Consider the following 15,896-nt stretch of genomic DNA (forward strand, 5'->3'; position numbering starts at 1 on the left):
TGCTGAAAACCTTTGTATTTTCTCTAATAAAGCGGCTTATTAAAAGCCCCTTTTTAACCTTATATTAACAGCATAGATAACTATGCAGAAAACACCTAAAAAAAGGGCCTAAAGGCCCTTTTTTTTGATTAGCTATGCAAAAATAATTTATGCACCAGGGTCATTTTTGTTCCACCAGAGGAACCTAGCTAACGCTGGTAGTACAATTATTGCACCAAGCATGTTAACAACGAACATAAATGTGAGCAGTATTCCCATATCCATTTGGAATTTGAGCGATGAGAATACCCATGTGCTAACGCCAATTGCTAACGTTACCCCGGTAAATAACACCGCACTGCCGCGCTCTTTAAGCGCTGCGAAATAGGCTTCTTGTACCGTTGCACCCTGCTTCAACATAAGGCTCTTGGTCGATAGTATATAAATACCATAGTCCACCCCTATTCCCACACCCAGTGCGATAACTGGTAAGGTAGAGACGGTGAGACCAATTTGCAGATAGGTCATCAATGCTTGGGCCAGCACCGACACTACGTAAAGCGGTATAACAACCACTAATGTAGCGCGTATTGAACGGAAGCTGATTAAGCATAAAGCGATGACCGCACCGAATACATATAGCATCATTGGATCTTGCGCTTCGCTAACCGCTTCGTTCGTTGCAGCCATAACACCCACCGGACCAGACGCTAAGCTAAACTTCATATCGTCAGTTTCATATTCTGTACGATAATCTTTAACCGCATCAACAACGCGAGAGATAGTTTCTGCCTTGTGATCTTCCATAAATAGAATGATGGGCATCACAGAGCAATCGCCGTTTAACAGACCTGATGATGTAGGTATACGAGATATAGCTTGAACCAATGTTTGTTGGTTTCGTGGAATAACCTGCCACTTCACATTGCCTTCGTTGTAACCCGCATTCACAATTTTTGCGACTGACGCTAGAGACACTGCAGACTGAACGCCTTTGGTATTCTCCATTTTCCACTGGAAGTCGTCCATGGCTTTCATGACATTGTGTGATGTACACGCTTCAGGCGTGGTTTCTACCAAAATAGAAATGTAGTCAACGGTCACTTCGTATTTATCGGTAATTAAGAAGGTGTCTTGGTTATACCGAGAGTCTTCGTGAAGCGCTGGTGCACCGGCATGTAAATCACCGATTTTCATTTTTTGCGCTTGGAATTGACCAAACATAAATAAGATAGCGGTAATTATTAATATAATTGCAGCGGGTTTCTTACGTGAACAAGCAGCAATCATATCCCAGAACTTACTGTTAGCTTTTTCCTTGCCAGCAAACTTTTCTACATAGCGTTCGTCAAGCTTCAAGAAGCTCATCAATACAGGAAGTAACAGTAAGTTAGTTAAAATAATAACCGCTACACCCATACTCGCTGTAATCGCTAGCTCTCGGATGATACCAATATCGATAACCAGAAGGGTCATGAAACCAACGGTGTCAGAGAGCAGTGCAATACCGCCTGGCACAAGTAAGCTTCTAAATGCTGCCATGGATGCTTTTTTAGCACCTATACCCGTTACCGCTTGTTTCTCTACTGCATTTATCATTTGCACACCATGGCTTACGCCGATGGCAAACACTAAAAACGGGACAAGTATAGACATAGGATCCATACCAAAGCCGATAGAGGTGAGTAGACCAAGCTGCCAGATAACGGCAATCACAGAACACAGTAGTGGCAATACTGTTAACATTATGCTGCGAGAGAAGAAGTACACCATGATGGCAGTAATACCAATGGCGATGGCAAAGAATACCAGTACGTCTTTGGCACCATCGGCTACGTCTCCAATCATCTTGGCAAAGCCAATGATATGAATCGACGTATCTTCGTTTTCAAATTGGCCGCGAAGCTGCTCTTCTAACTCTGCCGCAAGGGCTAGTGTATCGAGCGGTTCGCCGGTTTGAGGGTCAATATCTAGTAATTGCGCCGTCACCATTGCACAGCTGTAATCGCTTGCAACTTGTCGTCCAACAATATTGGCTTTTTCAATATTTGCCGCAACTAGCTCCAATGCCTCTGGGTTAGAGGAGTTAAAGTCTGCAGGAATAACTGGACCGCCAGCAAATCCGCCCTCAACAATTTCAGTAAATCGAGTAGACGGCGAAAACAGCGATATCACCAATGAGCGATTGACGCCGTTGATAAAGAAAAGTTGGTCGTGCACATTTTTTAATGTGTCGAAAAAATTCTTGTTAAAAATATCATCGTTTTTGTCACATACAGACACAAGAATATTGTTTGCACCACCAAAATCTTGGCGATGTTCAATATAGGTCTGCATGTATTCATGATTAAGAGGAATGTTTTTTTCAAAACCAGCGTCTAATCGCATTTGAGAAGCTTGATAGCCCAGAAACACCGTTGCGATAGCGAATAGTGCTACCACAAGCTTTCGGTTACTGAAGACTAATTTTTCGAGAAAATGGGTCATTGCTTTTATTCTGCCCTATTTTAAATTCAACGTTTTAACGCCATTCGCTGAGACCGCGAGATTCAGGCCTTTGAACTGCTTAGCATTAAGAATTGCAGCTTTATCTTCAATCTGAGACACCGAAATACCTTCCCCGGGCTTACAATCAACAGGATTTGCGTAAGGGTCGCGCATACTCGTGGGTATTGGTCTGTTAGCCTTCACCATTTTGCCGTTGTTGCCAAGGGCATAAACAACAGAGTCTGAGCTAACAAGAATTGAATTTAGCGTACTGGTTGAGCACGTTTGAATATATTCCCACGACGATTCATTGTGATTAATGAACATATTGCCGCGCAAACCAACCGCTAGCACTGAATTATCGTCAAGTGGCTTGATATCAAAAAACGAACCGGTGTAATCAACGCTGTAGCGTTCCCACGACTTGCCCATGTCAGTGCTTTTAGCCAATAAACCGGCTTCACCAGCAAGATACAGGGTATTGCCGTCTAGCGTAATGCGATTAATATGGGGAAGAATAGATTCCAGTTCTTGTAGATAAAAGGCTTCGTCTTCTTTTCGGATGTCTTCCAAATATTCTCTATCGTATGGGTCTAGCAAGGTTGCATGGCGTTCTGCGTTCCATGTTTTTCCGCCATCGTCAGTACGGTAAAACAAGCCATATGCCCCTGCGGCAACGCCCTGCATTTCGTCAAAAAAGAGCACGTCGAGAAACGGACGCTGTAAATCAGGTTGGTATTGCTGCACCTCCCACGATTCACCTTTGTCAGATGAATGAATAATAACGGCGTCGTGACCTACCGCCCATATATTGTCACCGACTACGGTTGTAGCGGTAAGCGTTGATTGAGTTGGCACTCGTTTTTGTTCGAAAACGTCTCCGTTTTCAGAAATAAGTACATGACCACGTTCACCGACAATAACAACAAACTGATCAGCGTCAATATCGAGCAGAACAGACTGTTCTACCAACGGTGCCATAAATGCTTCTTCAGCGATTGCAGTGCTTACGTTATTGACTGCAAAGGCGGCGGCAATGCACGCTGCAATGGTTTTTTTCATATTGAACCATTCCCCCTAATAATAATTGTCTGCAAACAAAAACGGTTGGCAAGTGCCAACCGTTTGGTGTGTAAGCCGATTAGCGCATACCTTCTCGTCGCAATGCTTGCGGCGTAAACTCAACATCTCGAGGACGTACAGTAAAGTCGTACATTTGCTCTTCGTTGTCTAGGCCGATGGCTAGATATCTACGAGAATTCAAGTCATGGTACGAATCAAGTGTAGACCATTGAGTTGGTACTTCGTAGTAGTTTACACCATACGCTACTGCAACACGATATAGTTCGCCACGATTATCATACATATCAGCAACTTGAATCTGCCAGCTGTCTTCATCAATGAAGAACACACGTTTTTGATAGATATGGCGGAAGCCTTCTTTCAACGTAGCTTCAACCACCCAAACACGGTGTTTTTCCCAACGCGTCAAATCAGGATTAACGTGATTTGGCGTCAGAATGTTTTCATAACTTGCGTTATCAGAATGTAATGCATAGTTGTTATACGCTACGTACATTTCTTGCTTACCAACCAAGTTCCAGTCATAACGGTTTGGCGAGCCATTAAACATATCGAAATCATCGGTGGTACGCAGGCCATCAGCCGCCGTTCCCGGTGTATCGTAAGCAATGTTTGGTGCAAGACGAACACGACGCTGTCCGGTATTATATGTCCATGCTTTACGTGGTTCCTTAACTTGGTCAACGGTTTCGTGAACAAGCAAGGCTGTCCCTGCCAAACGCGCTGGCTGAGTTACTTTTTGCTTGAACATAAACAACACGTTGTCTTCTGTTAGCTGTTCAGGCGTCGCATTATCTTCTGCGTATTTAATGAGCAGCTGCTCATCAAATCCGATAACGTTATAGTCACCGCCAGTGGTAACCGCCGCTTGTCCGCCGTTACGTTGAACCGCAGCACCACGATAGCGAAGAATATGGTTCCAAATTGCCTCTAGCCCATTTTGTGGGATAGGAAAAGGAATACCAATCGCAGCGCCCTTAATACCATTACCACCGTCTAACAGCTCAGCACGAGTGGCATTCGCTTTAGTTGCGTCATAAATATCCTGCGGGTTTGAAGCAGAGCGACGTGTCGGATATACCGGCATGCGGAACGTCTCTGGATAGGTCTCAAACATTTTCATCTGCCCTTCAGACAGATACTCAGAATACTCTTTGTAGTTCTTTGCAGTAATTTCAAATAATACTTTATCTTCAGGGTACGGATCCGGGTGATGGTCGCCCACTGTATACCCTGCTGGTGCAGAAGTAATACCCCCTGTCCACGCCGGAATACTACCGTCTGCATTGGCAGCAACTTCACCACCGAGTGGGGTTAACTCTTTACCCAGTTTACCGGCTTCGGCATCTGTGACTTTCGCCATGGCGCTTGCACCAGATAAGGCAAGTGACAAGGCTGCTGCAATAATTCCTACTTTTCTAATCATAAGTACCACTCTTTAGATTGCATATTTGACGTTAAATGACACAAAGTCTCTGTCTGCAAGAGCATTAGTTGTACCAATGCCTCCCCAGAACGCGCTGTATGACGCCGTAGCAGACCACTTGCTTAAGTAGTCGAATGTCATTGATAAAGCAGCAGACTTAACATCTTCTGTGAAAAGGAATAGAGGATCAGGTGTGGTGCCCTCTACATCATGTGAAAACGTTGCACGAACACGCAGGTTCATACCGGCATAAATCGAATTATAATCGGCAACAGCGAGTAATCGGTAGCCCCATGCGTCATCAGTGGCAAACGGATTGGTTTCCGGTCCATCTGATAGCGCTTGGTGTAGACCTTGTCGTGTATTACCTGTTGGAGTCGGCTCCAATGAAGGTGTTCTCGCTGTGCCAGGTGCATTCAGTCTCACCACGTTTGGATCTGGCATATCAACAACGTTTACATACCCTGCCTCGCCGAGTAAAACAAAGTTATCAGCGCCAAATTTAGGACCAAATACGTGAGACGCAGTAAACTGCATTTGCCATGTATCAGAGAAAATGAAGCCTTGGGCGGTTTCACCCGGACCTACTGCTCTTCCGATGTTGTTTAGCTGAGAAATTCCTGCAAGGTCAGGACGCAAACCAGCATTAGCAAGCTGTTCTGGCATGCCCATGTAAAGTAATTCAACGTCGTCTATTTGAAGCGGCTCATCAACACGGTAAGCAAATTCACCGGCCAATGCCGTTGTGCCAATGTTTGTGTTGAAGCTCATACCATACAGTTTGATGTCTTCAGGGTAGAAAAATTCAGATTTGGTAAACGCACGTAAATCTGTGATGTTATCGCGCGTTATTTCGTTCTCAGCAATAAATGCAAGGTCAGCGCCAATGCCAGCTTGTGTGAAGTCTGACGTAACACCTGAGATAAGCGGACGCTGGCTGTGATAGTTTATATGGTAAAAACTGAATTCTGTTTCGTTTATCTCTGGTGAGAATACCGTTAAACGTAAACCGTACTGACCTTGGTCATCTGCTTCGTTGTGCGGGTCGTCCCCAAAGCCACGTATTGCAACCTTAGTTGGATACGCTAGATAGGCTTGAGAAATATCAGCTGGATTTGCGCCAGCATCCAATAAATCGCCAAAACCGTTTAGTGCAGATAGTAAGTGCTCTAGATCAATATCTGGGTTACCACTGAAACCTAGTTGGATATTCTGGCGTTGACCGCCGTCTCCCGCAAAGTCGTTACCGGCAAAATAACTGCCTGAAACAGGTAGCCAACTGCGCTGGAACTCGTATTGATAGTACCCCGATATACTTACGTCAGGCGTTAAGCCTAATGACGCGTATACCATACCAACAGGTAAAAATACTTCTCTTAGCTCGGCGCCAGGTGCGCGAGCACGAGTGACGTCAACGGGGTTGGTGGTGTTTATACCATGCTGGATAAACGTACTTTCACCCCAACTGATTACCTGACGTCCAACTCGCAACGTAAGTGGCTTATCGCCTAACCACCAATCGCCGTAGAAAAAAGCATCGTATAAACGTACGTCAGCACACAGTAAGTCTTCCGCCTCTGGATCCTGACATAGGTCGTACTGGTTACCCGTTATAGGGTTTGAATAAGGGCGGTCACCGTCCATTTGCTCAAAATCATAGAACCAAAATCCGCGAGCAAAGAAGCCGTAATCACCGAAATTAATGTCCAGTTCGTGAGTACCTGAAATCTGTGTGGCGAATGCGTCGCCTGGATCGTGGGCCAAATTACCTAGATCGCCATTGGTAGAATAACCACCGTCGGCCAATCCCCATACGTCACCACTAGGGTAAAGTGGGTTGAAAGCTGCGTGATAACCGGACCAGTCAAATTGAGGATGGTTGCTGTTACCAATTAAATCATAGTCTCTCGCTTCTGTACGAATACTTGTCGCAAGCGAGAACGTTGAATCTAACGTTATATTTACATCACCTACTTGCCAATTTGCGGCGTGAGCAGGAACTGCTGCAGCTCCTAGCAGAGTGAGAACCCCTGCGGCAATTGGTGAAATTTTGAAAGCGCTAGGCCTGTTTTTCATATTTTTATACTCCCAAGTCGACGCGTGTGCATGCCCGACATCATGACCATCCATAACGATTAACAAAATCATTACATCATTTCACCAGAACCGCAAGAACTAATCCTACCAGTTAACAACTTTTACAACATTAATCGTATCAAATAGTTATTGCTTTATGCCGAGTATAAAAGGCATTTATACCTGTGCACAAAATTTAGCTTAAAAGTGAGTAGAAATCGTCCATTTGTAAGTCTTTTGAGGCGTAAAATTAATACGACCTAACATTTCTACCTACCTAATGCGTTCTATCGTCCTGATTTTATTATTTTGATCTACAATCATACGAAACCGTCCCTTTACTCCATCTGAGGTAATGAATTGGCGTAAACGGTTAGTAGGAACCTGCACCCGAACACCAGACTCAGCCATCATGACAACATTTGGTATTGCAGACGAGTAAAGCGCCTCACACTGAGTGTAAGGCACATTTATTGAAAAATAAAATACGCTATCTGTAGGTTCAATCTGCGCCATAAGCAAGACTCTTGCTCACTTTTTCAAACACATCTTTGCTCAACCCTTTATGATTAAGCAAACGACCTAGCTGTTCTTTCATTAGGGTTTGATGTTCAACAGCGAACCCCTGCCATTGGGTTAGCGGCGTTACGATACGTGCTGCAACCTGTGGATTTAACGCATCGAGTTTAAGCAAATAATCAGTAACAAATTTATAGCCGCTTCCGTCTAATGCATGAAACATCTCGCTATTATAAAACGCGAAGCTACCAATAACTGAGCGAACTCGATTGGGATTACTCATAGTAAACTGAGGGTGTTCACACAACATCGTTATTGTAGCGAAGATATCCTTAGATGCTTGCGTAGCGTGTAGCGCAAACCATTTGTCCAATACAAGCGGGTCGTTACTCCACTTTTGCTCGAACTTCGCCATGAGCGAATCAAAGGTGTCACGCTCACAAAACTGTGCGCTTCGCAACGCTCCCAGCGTGTCGGTCATGTTATCTGCTTGTTCAAATTGCTCAATAACAAGGCTTTCGTGCTGCGGTAACCGCGCCAAGTGTGCAAGAACAACATTCTTACAACGTCGCTGATTCACTGCATTCTGATTGTAAGCATACGGTGCACTTCCAATGTTATTAAATACGCTAAGCAATGATGACTCGAGATGTTGTGCAAATTGAGAACAAAATGCCTTTCGAGCGGCACTTAAGGTTTCAACATTTATCGATGTTCTAGACTGGCAGAGCGTTTCAAATGAAGGAATAACCAGACATTCGCCAAGTAGCTCAACGTTATCTTGCTCACGTGCAATGGCTTCTCTTATGCCCGCCCAAATATCGTCATCGATAGATTTGTTAGGAACACTTTCTAATTCACTGATACAGCGATTGTAGATAGACTGCATCGCATCCCAGCGATTAAATGCATCTTTGCCATATTTGAAAATGGTTAATAACGAGGTAGTTGGTAACTCGTTATTCACTTTTGCAGGGGCTGAAAAGTTGCCTAATACCACCGGTGTCAATGTTTTGTTTGGCGCATCGATGGTGAAAGACACCGATTCTTTATCTAAAATGATCATTCCATCATTAATAATGGCTTCATTGTCGGTGTACTGCATTCCGTCTTCGTCCATCACTTCTATGTTGATTGGCAAATATAACGGGTGCTTTTCACTCTGCTCAGAGGTGGCCGGCGTATGTTGAGATAATGTAATGCTATGCTTGCCATCGTCGAGCTTACTCTGCTTTACACTGATAATGGGAGTACCAGATTGACTATACCAACGTGCAAACTGGCTGAGATCTAATGACGTTGCCGATTGCATAGCAGAGACGAAGTCATCACAGGTTACAGCTTGCCCATCATGGCGTTTAAAGTATTCATCCATACCTTTTCTAAACCCATCTGGGCCAAGCAGTGTGTGGAACATACGAATAACCTCGGCACCTTTATCGTACACCGTTACCGTGTAGAAATTATTCATCTCTATCACTTCATCGGGTCGTATAGGGTGGCTCATTGCGCTTGCGTCTTCGGCAAACTGGTGTTCGCGCATTACGCGCACATGCTTAATACGATTGCTAAGTTCTGACGTCATATCAGCGCTAAACTGCTGATCTCTAAATACCGTAAGCCCCTCTTTCAAGCTAAGTTGAAACCAATCTCGACAGGTGACTCGGTTCCCGGTCCAGTTATGAAAATATTCATGGGCAATAACCGCTTCCACATTAAAGAAGTCATCGTCGGTAGCCGTGTTTTGGTCGGCCAAAACAAACTTACTGTTAAATACATTAAGGCCCTTGTTTTCCATGGCGCCCATATTGAAAAAGTCTACCGCCACTATCATATAAATATCGAGGTCATATTCTAAACCAAAGACGTCTTCATCCCATTTCATTGCGCGTTTTAACGACTCAAGAGCAAACGTACCTTGGCTTTGCTTTCCCTTATCCACATAAAGTTCTAGCGCAATCTCTTTACCGCTAGCTGTGGTAAACGAATCAGAGAGCATGTCAAAGTCGCCTGCCACTAGGGCAAAGAGATAACACGGCTTCGGATGTGGGTCGTGCCATTTAACAAAATGTTGGCCGTTACTTAACTGCCCTTTGTCAATGGGGTTACCGTTGGAAAGTAACATAGGAAACGATGTATCACCCACTACGGTTACCGTGTAAACCGACAGCACATCAGGGCGGTCCATAAAGAAGGTAATACGTCTAAATCCTTCTGCCTCACACTGCGTGCAGTAAGCACCGCCAGAAAGATATAAACCCTCTAGTGCTTTATTGTGCTCGGGGGCTATCGTGGTTTCAATCTCGAGCGTAAATTCATCGCTCTCAACGGGAACAGTCAACGATGAATTATCAAGCAGGTAGCCTGGGGTGCTATCACTTTTTTGTGACAGTTCGATACCATCAATAGTAAGTTTGTTAACGGGAAGGTTGTCGCCGTCTAAAACCAAAGGCTCTTGATGACTGCCCTGCCTACTTATACGAAGAGAACTAAGTACACGAGTTTCAGTTGGATGAAGTGTGATGTGTAAATCGACGGTAGATATAGCAAAAGCCGGCGGCATGTAATCCGCTCGGCGTTTAATTTGAACTGACATAGAACTCCTTAATGAAGCGTCTATATAATGTTTATACGGACCCTTCGCTTTTCGTTTCAAATGTTGGCGGCGTTATACGCAAAATTTTAATTCCCAAATAGGCGTAAACGATAGCAAGAAATGGGTTAATTAAATTAAAGAACGCGTAGAAAATGTAATCAAAAGGATTCACTAGGAGCACGCTATGCATATAGGCACCGCAAGTGTTCCAAGGAATAAGTGGTGATGTAAGCGTACCGCCATCTTCTAAACTGCGTGATAGATTTAGTTGGTCTAACCCTCTTTTAGCATATTCTTCTTTATACATGCGGCCAGGCATTACAATAGCAATATACTGATCGGCAGTGACTAAGTTTGTCGCGAAGCACGTCATGATGGTTCGACTTACCATATCACCAGCAGATTTAGCGCCCAGTAAAATAGTGGTCACAGCACGTTTGAGTAGCCCGACTCGCTCCAGCACAGCGCCAAAAGACATCGCACATATTATTAGCCATATTGTATTGAGCATAGAGGACATGCCGCCTCTAGATAATAAGCTATTTAAATTCTCATCCGGCGTTGAAAAGCTCACACCGTCAAACAAAGCTGTCCATACTACTTTTAATGCACCAATACTTGCCGTGTCGTCGGCATTAGCCATTGCAGCAACAACATCCCATTGAAATATAACAGCCCAGATTCCACCGAGTAAGGCTCCAATAAATACCGCTGGGAACGCTGGCATTTTTTTAATTGCTAATGTAAGCAATACAATAAGTGGAACAAGAAGGTGCCAACCAAGATTAAAGGACTCATTTAACAGTTGCTGCATTTGCTCAATGCGCTCAGCTTTCGCCTCACCCACTTCGCTAAAGCCAATAACAGTAAAAAGTATAAGCGCAATAACGAAACTTGGGATTGTGGTCCAGAGCATGTAGCGAATGTGGTCGAAAAGATCGGTACCTGCTACTGCTGGCGCTAAGTTAGTGGTTTCAGAAAGAGGGGAGATTTTATCACCGAAATAGGCACCAGACACCACCGCCCCCGCAGTGATAGCCGCTGACATTTCCATACCCGCTGAAACGCCCATTAACGCAACACCCACGGTAGCTGCAGTTGTCCACGAACTGCCTATACTCATGGCAACCACAGCACATATTAAACACGTCGCGGCATAGAAAAATGAAGGGTTAAGTAACTCAAGTCCAAAGTAAATGAGTGTAGGTACCGTTCCCGATAGCATCCATGTGCCAATTAAGGACCCAACAGCTAGTAATATTAAACATGCACCCAATGACATTGAAATGCCATCGACTATGCCTTTTTCTATTATCTTCCAGCTGTAGCCGTTTTTCATGCCAATAATGGCTGCCATACCCATAGCCAATAATAGTGCTATTTGATTGGGGCCATAAGACGAATTGTCTTCAAACAGATATACGGCTGTTCCCATCATGAGAACTAGCGCAACAATAGGTATTAATGCATCGAGAAGTGAAGGTGTTTTTAACTCTTTATTAGTCATTGTTATTATTTTAATAAACCTTTTTGAAAGCTACTTAATTTGCGAACTACTCATGTTGGATCGATTCGCTGACAATGCAGTATTTAAAAAACAGAACGATAAAACATTAGCGCAATGATAACAGGGCAGACAAAGCGAACATACCATGGCCAAATCTTCCAAAATAAACCGTGTTCTACATTTTCATTGCCTTCTTTTAGTTCAGCTAAAATGGCATCTCTGCGCCACACCCAACCGGCAAATATACATAGGGTTAAACCTAACAATGGTTGGCTATATTCTGTTGTCAAAGCAATAACGAAGCCAAACAACATTTCAAAATTAAAAATTATGATGCAACTTAAAACAAAAATTAACGCTGTCATAAACACGACTGCTGCGCCGCGCTTTAGGCCTTTACTTTCTACCAAGAACGCTACCGGTACTTCTAACATTGAAATCGAAGAAGTCACCGCCGCAATCGCCATGAGTGCGAAGAAAGTAAATGACACCAATACGCCTACAGTGCCAATAGTATCAAATAATGCAGGAAGTACTTTAAAGATAAGCGTGTCGCCTTGAATTAAGGCTCCCTCTGGGGTGAATATTTCTACACCATTGTTTAGCGCTACATACATAGATGGAATGATAAGCATACCTGCTATTACCGCTACACCAATATCAACCAGTGCAACCGAAGCGCCAATCGTTGGCAGGTTTTCTTTTTTACTTAAGTATGAGCCATACACCAACATTGTGCCCACACCCAAAGACATTGAGAAGAAGGCTTGACCCATTGCGTTAATTAACAAGTCAGGGTCGAGTACTCGTGAGAAGTCAGGTACTAAATACGCACTCCATCCTTCACCTGCACCAGGTTGCATACTAACGTACACGATTAGCGCTAGTATAAGAATGACCAAGGTAGGCATTAATCTTACAGACCATTTCTCGATACCGGCTTTAACACCACCCACGACGATATACGCAGTTAGCATCATAAATATTGCACAAAAAATAACGTTACGCGTAACTGAAGAAGTAAGCAGCCAATCGCTTGCAGACTGCAGTCCTACTAGTCTTACCGCTGAGTCAGCAAAGTAAACCAGCATCCACCCACCGACAATGGCATAGAAGGCTAAAATAAGAGAAACAGTAACACAGCCCCAAATACCGGTTGCTCTACCTACATAACTACCTGATATTTTGCCCAGCGCGTCGACCATATTTGAGCGTGTACTGCGCCCTATGATTAACTCGGCCATTAAAACAGGATAAGCAAGAACAAAGGCCAGTAATAAATAAACGAGTACAAATGCAGCACCACCGTTACTTGCTACTTTTGTTGGGAAACCCCAGATATTCCCAAGTCCAACCGCAGATCCTGCAGCCGCTAGCACGAATCCTATTCGAGAAGAAAACTCGCCTCTTATCGCCATGTTATTTGCCTTTATTATTGTTGTAATATTTGTATAGACACAAAAAAAGGGCTGGCCCTAGACCAGCCCTTTTCCGACAGCGCTTAATGTGTAGTAATAGCGTATCGGCCTGTTTCAATCATATCGAAAGTAATATTTGCTGCCTCGTCTAAAAACGGGTCTAACTCTTCCATGTCTTCTGGAAGGTCATCAAGCGCGGTTACCGGCTCTAAGCCTAGACGCTGAAGGCGTTCGTTAGCGCGTGCTAATGATTTTACCTCAGCTTCTTTTTTCTTGGCTTCTCTTTCAGCCTTAACCAGTGATATGAAATCTTTGTCTTTATTCTTTTTGTATTCCTCGATGTCATCATTAATGTATGAAAACTCGGGGTTTTGCATAATTCGTTTACTGTGCTTCGCTGACAATACGTCTAACGCAGATTGGCCGTCAGCAAACGTAGTGTAGTTAGCCCTGTTAATGCTATCCCATGGAAGCGCGTTATCAGCCTGACTTTCGCCCCATTCTGCAGGTTCGATAGCCGAGGGATACAAAATATCGGGAATAACACCTTTATGTTGTGTGCTGCCGCCATCAATTCGATAAAACTTAGCAATAGTAAACTGTACGCTGCCTAACGGGTTGTCGTACAGGTCGTAAATTTTACCTAGGCCACGATGCTGCTGAACCGTACCTTTACCGAAGGTTTGCTCACCAACAATTAAGGCGCGATTGTAGTCTTGCATTGCTGCTGCAAAAATTTCTGAGGCTGATGCGCTGTAACGGTCAACAAGCACAGTCAGTGGGCCGTCATAAGCCACTTTCCCATCGGTGTCACGATTAACGCTAATCTTAGATTGTCCGTATCGAATTTGAACCACGGGACCTTTTTCAATGAACAGTCCAGACAGCAATGTTGCTTCTGTTAACGAACCGCCGCCATTGCCGCGAAGGTCGACAATAACGCCTTTCACGTTTTGTGACTTTAACGCTTCAATTTCTTTTGCAACGTCAACACTTAGGTTGTTGTAAAAACTAGGAATGGTAATAACGCCTAAGGGCTGCCCTGAATGCGGACCTTCCTCAGGTACATACACTTCAGACTTTGCCGCTCTATCTTCCAGTTTTATCTTATCTCTGGTTAGCTTTACTACTGATGTTGTTTTTGATTCTGTTGCGCCCTTCTCTACTTGCAAGCGCACCAAGCTGCCCTTTGGACCTTTAATCAACTCGACAACTTCGTCGAGTCTCCATCCAATAACATCAACAAACTCTTCATCGTCTTGAGCTACACCAACAATTTTGTCTTCTGGCTTGATTGCCCCAGACTGATCTGCTGGACCACCTGGCACTACACTCTTGATAATGGTGTAGTCATCTTCGCTCTGCAGTACCGCACCTATACCTTCAAATGATAAGTTCATTTCCATTTGGAAACGGTCTGCATTTCGAGGAGAAAGGTAACTCGTATGTGCTTCGATAGTTCTTGCAAACGCGTTCATGGCAGTTTGAAAAACATCTTCGCTTTTCGCCTGCTTTGTACGTTTTATTGCACGGGTATAACGCTTAGTAAGTAGCTCTTTCGCTTCTTCCCAGGTTTTATCCGCCAATATCAGGTTCAGCGCATCGTATTTAACTCGCTGACGCCAAATTTCGTCAAGTTCGTCAGTGTCTTTCGCCCAATCGGCGTCTTCTCTGTCGTAATAGAACTTGTCGTTTTCTTTAGCAAAATCAAAAGGCCCGTCGTCTAGCAGTGCTAGAGCATATTCATAACGCTCTACTCTGCGCCTTGCCGTAACGTTATACATGTCATAAGCGATAGATAAATTACCTTTACCTAACGCATCGTCAAACAAGTCTCGATACTTTTCGAAGCTCACCACATCGTCTAATAGAAGCACTTGCTTGTTGTGGTCAAGAGACTCGATAAAACGCTGATAAACGCGGGCTGATAGAAGATTATCCAACGAAATTTCTTTGTAGTGAGCGCGAGTGAATAAAGCACTGACTCTCTTAGCTGCCACGCTGTGCTGAGATTCCTGTTGAAGGATAGGAAGCTCATCAACGTCAGGTGTTGATGTAACTGCACCAGCACCGACGCCTACCGTCAAAAAAGCGCTAGCAATAGAAATTCGAAGGATATCTTTCATATTTACGACCTCTTGGAACGTGCCAAACGTAAAGCATCTGCTTTTACTTTTACCACCATACCTGTATCAAGTTGAACATGAATACCGTCTTTAGCAATCTCGGTGATAGCCGCTGGCATAGGTTCTTTACCTAACTTCACGGTGACGCGAGTGCCTTGCTTCATGTCATCTTCGGTTAACTTAGCAGGTGGTGTAGTATTTGGTCTGCTATTCTTCGCTTTAGTTCCGCGCTTTGTCTCAGGTTGCGCAGAATTAGCCGTTTTTTCGCCTTTAGGACGATTAAATTGACGCTTTTCTGAACGCGTAGGCTGCTGTGCTAGCTTTGCCTTACGTTTTTCAGCAGCCTTAGCTTTACTCTCTTCGAGTTGCTTTTGCGCATGATCTGAATGTTCTTTCTCAATTGCTTCGCCCTTTTCACCATCAAGGTCAACGCGGTGAGCGCCTTCCTTAATGCTGTAGAGGTAACGCCAGCTGTTAGTGTAATGACGAAGGGTTGAGCGTAAAAGTGTTTTACTTACGCGCTCTTCGTCGTCTAACCGTTGGGCAAGATCTTGAAAAATACCAATCTTAAGTGGGAGGGCCTCACCTTCAATGCTAAAACATTTTGGAAAGGTCTCTGCAAGGAAAGCAATAACTTCCTTACTCGTAGTAAACTTCTCTGTTGATTCCATTAACTTTC

General features: G+C 44.1%; 10 protein-coding genes. All 10 read right to left on the bottom strand.

Annotation, left to right across the window (positions count from 1 at the left end; all coding sequences use genetic code 11):
* Nucleotides 1-147 precede the first annotated feature (147 nt).
* Nucleotides 148-2,466 (bottom strand): efflux RND transporter permease subunit, encoded by a 2,319-nt coding sequence (locus O9X84_RS10880; RefSeq protein WP_269519776.1) that lies wholly within the window; start codon nt 2,464-2,466, stop codon nt 148-150.
* Nucleotides 2,467-2,481: 15 nt separating this feature from the next.
* Nucleotides 2,482-3,528: a WD40/YVTN/BNR-like repeat-containing protein gene (locus tag O9X84_RS10885; RefSeq protein WP_269519777.1), complete on the bottom strand. Its 1,047-nt coding sequence runs from the start codon at nt 3,526-3,528 to the stop codon at nt 2,482-2,484.
* A 79-nt stretch (nt 3,529-3,607) separates the two neighbouring features.
* Nucleotides 3,608-4,975 (bottom strand): DUF1329 domain-containing protein, encoded by a 1,368-nt coding sequence (locus tag O9X84_RS10890; protein WP_269519779.1) that lies wholly within the window; start codon nt 4,973-4,975, stop codon nt 3,608-3,610.
* A gap of 12 nt (nt 4,976-4,987) precedes the next feature.
* Nucleotides 4,988-7,051, bottom strand: a complete 2,064-nt coding sequence (locus O9X84_RS10895; RefSeq protein ID WP_269519780.1) for a DUF1302 domain-containing protein — start codon at nt 7,049-7,051, stop codon at nt 4,988-4,990.
* A 273-nt stretch (nt 7,052-7,324) separates the two neighbouring features.
* Nucleotides 7,325-7,567: a DUF2835 family protein gene (locus tag O9X84_RS10900; protein WP_269519781.1), complete on the bottom strand. Its 243-nt coding sequence runs from the start codon at nt 7,565-7,567 to the stop codon at nt 7,325-7,327.
* Nucleotides 7,554-10,166, bottom strand: a complete 2,613-nt coding sequence (pepN, locus tag O9X84_RS10905; protein WP_269519782.1) for an aminopeptidase N — start codon at nt 10,164-10,166, stop codon at nt 7,554-7,556. Before pepN ends, O9X84_RS10900 begins: the two co-directional genes overlap by 14 nt.
* 31 nt (nt 10,167-10,197) lie before the next feature.
* Complete coding sequence (nhaC, locus tag O9X84_RS10910) at nt 10,198-11,673, bottom strand: Na+/H+ antiporter NhaC (RefSeq protein WP_269519783.1); 1,476 nt, start codon at nt 11,671-11,673, stop codon at nt 10,198-10,200.
* A gap of 83 nt (nt 11,674-11,756) precedes the next feature.
* Nucleotides 11,757-13,091: a sodium-dependent transporter gene (locus O9X84_RS10915; protein ID WP_269519784.1), complete on the bottom strand. Its 1,335-nt coding sequence runs from the start codon at nt 13,089-13,091 to the stop codon at nt 11,757-11,759.
* Nucleotides 13,092-13,174: 83 nt separating this feature from the next.
* Nucleotides 13,175-15,217 carry a carboxy terminal-processing peptidase gene (gene prc, locus O9X84_RS10920; protein ID WP_269519785.1) on the bottom strand — a complete coding sequence of 681 codons (2,043 nt, stop codon included), beginning with the start codon at nt 15,215-15,217 and terminating at the stop codon, nt 13,175-13,177.
* A 2-nt stretch (nt 15,218-15,219) separates the two neighbouring features.
* A complete protein-coding gene (proQ, locus tag O9X84_RS10925) occupies nt 15,220-15,888 on the bottom strand; it encodes an RNA chaperone ProQ (protein ID WP_269519786.1) in 669 nt (222 codons plus the stop codon).
* Between the last annotated feature and the right edge of the window lie 8 nt (nt 15,889-15,896).

The sequence above is a fragment of the Alteromonas sp. BMJM2 genome, from assembly GCF_027257845.1.
Taxonomy (GTDB): Bacteria; Pseudomonadota; Gammaproteobacteria; order Enterobacterales; family Alteromonadaceae; genus Alteromonas.

Coding starts and splice junctions, on each gene's coding strand:
- O9X84_RS10885 (WP_269519777.1), bottom strand. CDS start 3,528: ATGAAAAAAACCATTGCAGCGTGCATTGCCGCCGCCTTTGCAGTCAAT.
- pepN (WP_269519782.1), bottom strand. CDS start 10,166: ATGTCAGTTCAAATTAAACGCCGAGCGGATTACATGCCGCCGGCTTTT.
- O9X84_RS10915 (WP_269519784.1), bottom strand. CDS start 13,091: ATGGCGATAAGAGGCGAGTTTTCTTCTCGAATAGGATTCGTGCTAGCG.
- O9X84_RS10900 (WP_269519781.1), bottom strand. CDS start 7,567: ATGGCGCAGATTGAACCTACAGATAGCGTATTTTATTTTTCAATAAAT.
- O9X84_RS10895 (WP_269519780.1), bottom strand. CDS start 7,051: ATGAAAAACAGGCCTAGCGCTTTCAAAATTTCACCAATTGCCGCAGGG.
- proQ (WP_269519786.1), bottom strand. CDS start 15,888: ATGGAATCAACAGAGAAGTTTACTACGAGTAAGGAAGTTATTGCTTTC.
- O9X84_RS10890 (WP_269519779.1), bottom strand. CDS start 4,975: ATGATTAGAAAAGTAGGAATTATTGCAGCAGCCTTGTCACTTGCCTTA.
- O9X84_RS10880 (WP_269519776.1), bottom strand. CDS start 2,466: ATGACCCATTTTCTCGAAAAATTAGTCTTCAGTAACCGAAAGCTTGTG.
- nhaC (WP_269519783.1), bottom strand. CDS start 11,673: ATGACTAATAAAGAGTTAAAAACACCTTCACTTCTCGATGCATTAATA.
- prc (WP_269519785.1), bottom strand. CDS start 15,217: ATGAAAGATATCCTTCGAATTTCTATTGCTAGCGCTTTTTTGACGGTA.